General features: G+C 56.8%; 2 protein-coding genes. Both read left to right on the top strand.

Features of this window, described 5'->3' with window-relative positions; genetic code table 11:
* Positions 1–625: flavodoxin-dependent (E)-4-hydroxy-3-methylbut-2-enyl-diphosphate synthase (locus RT018_RS04765; RefSeq protein WP_312939761.1), on the top strand; the 625-nt coding region annotated here is incomplete at its 5' end.
* 63 nt (positions 626–688) lie between these two features.
* Positions 689–4,699, top strand: coding sequence for a PolC-type DNA polymerase III (locus tag RT018_RS04760; protein WP_312939760.1), 4,011 nt, complete (start codon positions 689–691; stop codon positions 4,697–4,699).
* Positions 4,700–4,819 lie beyond the last annotated feature (120 nt).

Here is a 4,819-nt window from a genome sequence, read left to right as displayed (position 1 = left end):
ATACGGCGGCGTGACAGCGGAGGCGCTGGTGGAAAGTGCCTTAGGCCACGCGACCCTGCTGAACCAATTTGACTTTGACGACATCTGCATATCCGTGAAATGCTCCGACGTGCCACTGACCATAGCGGCCTATCGGCTGCTTGCAGAGCGGACGGAGTATCCGCTTCACTTGGGCGTCACCGAGGCGGGAACGCCATCCATGGGGCTTGTGAAGTCTGCCATGGGCATCGGCGGGCTGCTGTGCATGGGCATTGGAGACACCATACGTGTGACGCTGACGGCGGACCCGGTGGAGGAGATTTACGCGGCGAAAAAAATCCTCCGGGCGGCGGGGCTGCGCCATGATGGCGTGAACCTGATTGCCTGCCCCACCTGCGGACGGACGCGCATTGATTTGATTCCTCTAGCAGAGGAAGTGGAGCGGCGGCTGGACGGTTGCCGCAAGCCCATTACCGTGGCGGTGATGGGATGTGCCGTCAATGGTCCCGGTGAGGCCGCCGCTGCCGACATCGGCATCGCGGGAGGTGACGGGGAGGGCCTGCTTTTCCGAAAGGGAGAGGTCCTCTGCAAGGTTCCGCAGGAGCGGCTGGTGGACGCATTGATGGAGGAGATTGAGAAGCTGTGAAAATCGCTGGGGAACCGGTGGTTTGGACGATACATTGAGAGCGGGTTAGGATTGAGAGAAGCTATGTCAAAAATCGCATTTTCCAACATATTTCCGGACGTAAGGCCGCTTCCGCCCCTGCGGGCGAAGCTGGACGGGGCCATGCTGGTCGGCGCGGCCATCGACAGGGCCGAGCGTACGATTGAGCTGCAAATGGAAACCCGGGCGGAACTGGGCGGAGATGAAATCCGGGCGCTGGGGCAAGAAATCTGCACGGCATATGGATTTGCTGATGCACGGATTGCCTGCGCGTGCTGTCCCATAGAGCCGGCGCGGGAAAAAACGCAGGGTGCGTCCCAAGCCGGATCGGACGGAGGGCGCAGCGGGGAGAAAAAACGGGACGGAGCCGTGGGCGAGGTGTTTTACGGGGAGAAAAAGCCCGTGGGAAAAACCGTACCCGTGGGGTCGCTGGACCTGAAAACGGGAAAGGCCGCCGTCATCGGCAAAATTTTTGCCTTTGAGTGCCGGGAAACGCGCCGCCCCGGACTTTGGCGCATGAGTCTGGATCTGACAGATTATACCGGGTCCCTGACGGTGCAGAAAAATCTCACCGCCGCCGAGGCCAGAAAGCTGGATGGAAAACTGAAGCCTGGCATGTGGGTGGCGGTTCAGGGGAAAATGGAGCCTACGTGGGACGGGAAGGATATCCAGATGGCCCCCCTTCTCATCCGGGCCGCCGGACACAAGGAACGAGAGGACACCGCTGAGGTAAAGCGGGTGGAGCTGCATCTGCACACCCGCATGAGCAGCATGGATGCACTGACGGACCCGCAGGAGGCGGTGCGTCAAGCCATCCGCTGGGGTCATCCCGCAATTGCCATCACGGACCACGGTGTGGCCCAGTCCTTTCCGGACGCGTGGCATGCCGCTGGGAATAAAATCAAGATTCTCTACGGCATGGAGGGTTATTTCATCAACAATCTGGACGACCGGGTGGCCGTCCACGGCTTACAGGACTGTCCTCTTGAGGGCGAGTTCGTGTGCTTCGACATCGAAACCACGGGCCTCAAGGTGATGCGGGAGGCGATTACGGAAATCGGCGCGGTGGTGCTGAAAAACGGGGAGATTACCGACCGGTTCCAGACTTTTGTGGATCCGGAGCGGCGGCTTACGCCGGAGATTATCGGCCTTACGGGCATCACCGACGAGATGCTTCGTGGTGCGCCCAAGCTGAAAGATGCGTTATCGGACTTTTTAAAATTCGTGGACGGACGCCCGCTGGCGGCCCACAACGCGGAATTTGACATCGGCTTTATCCGGGAGGGCTGCAAAAAAACGGGCCTCTCTTTCCAGACCACTTATATTGACTCCCTGATTCTGGCCCAGAATCTGCTGCCAAAGCTGAACAAGTATAAGCTGGACATTGTTGCGGAGGAGCTGGACCTGCCTGCCTTCAACCATCACCGAGCCAGCGACGACGCAGCCACGGTGGGCTATATGCTGATTCCCTTCTTCAACATGCTGAAGGAAAAGGGGGTCTCCAATCTTCAGGGAATCAACCCTGAAATGGAAAAGCTGCGGCCTCTTGGAAGCAAGTCTAACCGCTTTCCAAAGCACATTATCCTGTTGGCAAAAAACAAGGTGGGGCTGAAAAACCTCTATAGAATCATTTCCGCTTCCAACCTAAACTATTTCAAACGAGTTCCCACGGTGCCCAAAACACTGCTGAATCAACACCGGGAAGGCATTATTGTGGGGGCTGCCTGCGAAGCGGGCGAACTGTTCCGCGCCGTGGCGGACCACAAGGACTGGGACGAGCTGAAACGCATTGCGTCCTATTACGACTATCTGGAAATCCAGCCGGTGTGCAACAACTTGTTTATGCTGCGAAACGGGGATGTGCAGTCCGAAGAAGACCTGCGAGAGCTAAACCGAACCATTGTGCGGTTGGGCGACGAGCTGGGAAAACCTGTGTGCGCCACAGGAGATGTGCACTTCCGGGAGCCCGAGGACGAGGTATATCGCCATATTTTGTTGGCGTCGAAAAAATTTCCAGACGCGGACGCCAGTCTTCCGATTTACTTTAAGACCACTGACGAAATGCTTGCGGAATTCTCGTATCTGGGGAAGGAAAAGGCATTCGAGGTGGTGGTGACCAATCCCCGGGCCGTGGCCGACAGTGTTGAAACATTCGAGCTGCTGCCAAAAGACCTGTATCCCCCTCGGCTTGAAAACTCAGAGGAGGATTTAAACCGTATGGTTTGGGAGAAGGCCCGCCAGCTTTACGGCGAGGACCTGCCTTCGTTGGTGGAGGACCGGTTGAAGGTGGAGCTGGGCGGCATTCTGGGAAAGTACGACGTGGTGTATATGTCTGCCCAGAAGCTGGTGCAGCGGTCGCTGGAGAACGGCTATCTGGTTGGTTCCCGGGGCAGCGTCGGTTCGTCGTTGGTGGCCTATATGTCTGGAATTACAGAAGTCAACTCCCTGCCGCCCCATTACCGTTGCCCCAAGTGCAAACACGTGGAATTTATACAAGACGGGTCCTACGGCTGCGGTGCGGACATGCCGGACAAAATCTGTCCGGCATGCGGCGAAAAATACGTGAAGGACGGGTTTGACATCCCCTTTGAAACCTTTTTGGGCTTCGGCGGTGGGAAGGTTCCCGATATCGATCTCAATTTCTCCGGCGAGTATCAGGCTAAGGCACACCGCCACGCCATTGAAATGTTCGGGGAAAAGCAAGTGTTCCGGGCGGGTACCATCGGCACCCTAGCGGAGAAGACCGCCTATGGCATGGTCAAAAAGTATCTGGAAGAGAACGGGATGACGGCGGGCCGGGCGGAGGAAAACCGCTTGACCATGGGCTGTGTGGGCGTTCGGCGTACCACGGGTCAGCATCCGGGCGGCCTTGTAGTGGTGCCGGACGACATGGAAATCGAAGATTTCTGTCCCGTTCAACACCCGGCGGACGACCCGGAGAGCGACATTATTACCACCCATTTTGAATATCACTGCATGGAGGACAACCTCCTGAAGCTGGACATGCTGGGGCATGATGATCCCACCATGGTGCGCATGATGGAAGACCTGACCGGCGTGGACCCTCGTTCCATCCCACTGGACGATGAGGACACCATGTCCATCTTCATCTCCAGCAAAATCTTAGGCTATGAACACGATGACGTGGTGGGGGAGACGGGAGCTGTGGCCATCCCGGAATTCAACACCCGGTTTACCCGCCAGATGCTGGTGGACACCCGCCCAAAGGATTTTAACACACTGGTGCGTCTTTCCGGCTTTTCGCACGGTACGGACGTGTGGCTGGGCAACGCCCGGGATTTGATTTTGGACGGGACCGCGTCCGTTTTGGAGACGGTGGGCTGCCGAGATGACATTATGCTGTATTTGATTTCCATGGGTGTGGATGCGGAGTTAAGCTTTAAGATTATGGAGTCGGTCCGAAAAGGCAAGGTGAAAAAGGGCGGCTTTCCCGACGGCTGGGTGGAGATCATGCGGGAGCACGACGTTCCCGAGTGGTATATCGACTCTCTTGCCAAAATCGGCTATCTGTTCCCCAAGGCTCACGCCGTGGCCTACGTGATGATGGCATTTCGTATCGCATGGTATAAAGTGCACGAGCCTCTGGCGTTTTACGCCACATTCTTTACGGTCCGGGCCAAGGCGTTTGACGCGGAGTACTGCTGCGCGGGGATGGATGCGGTGAAGCGGAAAATCCGGGAGATCGAGAACAACAAGGACGCCACGGCGGTGGAGCAGGATTTGATGACCACGCTGGAAGTGTGCTACGAATTTTATCTCCGGGGCTTCCACTTTGACACCATCAGCATTTATGAGTCCGAGGCCACAAAGTTCAAGGTGACGAAAGACGGGCTTCTTCCTCCTTTTGCCGCGGTGCGCGGGCTGGGAGAGACGGCGGCGGCGGATACAGTGGAGAAGCGGAAGGGAAAGACCTTCATCTCCATCGAGGAGTTTTCCATGTGCTGCAGCAAGCTTTCCAAAACCCACATTGGGCAGCTCAAGAAGCTGGGGTCTTTTGCCGGTATGGCGGAGACTAGCCAGATTACGCTGTTTTAAATTAGTCTTGCATAACAAGAACCTGCAAAGGAGCTGGATTTCTGGCTGCTTGGGCGTAAAAGAAAACGATCTATGTAAGATGAGACGCTGAAAAAAGGGATTTCCGTTCCGGCTTTGCCG

It is taken from the genome of Oscillibacter sp. (genome assembly GCF_032060045.1).
GTDB lineage: Bacteria > Bacillota > Clostridia > Oscillospirales > Oscillospiraceae > Oscillibacter.
The sequence above is the reverse complement of the archived record's forward strand: the minus strand, read 5'-3'. Positions and strand labels throughout refer to the sequence as shown.